At 55.8% G+C, this 251-nt stretch carries 2 tRNA genes; both read left to right on the top strand.

The window, feature by feature from the left end:
• Positions 1-71 precede the first annotated feature (71 nt).
• Positions 72-145: transfer RNA gene (locus tag DW922_RS15385), tRNA-Ile, on the top strand.
• Positions 146-173: 28 nt separating this feature from the next.
• Positions 174-247: transfer RNA gene (locus DW922_RS15390), tRNA-Asp, on the top strand.
• Positions 248-251: the final 4 nt, after the last annotated feature.

A 251-nucleotide genomic window follows, 5' to 3' on the forward strand; every position in this document is an offset into this window, starting at 1 on the left:
CGGCTGTTAACCGCGCTGTCGTAGGTTCAAGTCCTACTCGGGGAGCTGGTCTGAAAGGGCCTCAAGGTTTCGGACCTTTAGCTCAGTTGGTTAGAGCAACCGGCTCATAACCGGTCGGTCCTGGGTTCGAGTCCCTGAAGGTCCATTTTCAAATTAATCTATCATTTTATTTTGGCCTGGTGGCTCAGCTGGTTAGAGCGCCGCCCTGTCACGGCGGAGGTCGTGGGTTCGAACCCCATCCGGGTCGCTGA

Origin of the sequence: Clostridium sp. AM42-4 (genome assembly GCF_003480105.1) — a bacterium.
GTDB lineage: Bacteria > Bacillota > Clostridia > Lachnospirales > Lachnospiraceae > Brotaphodocola.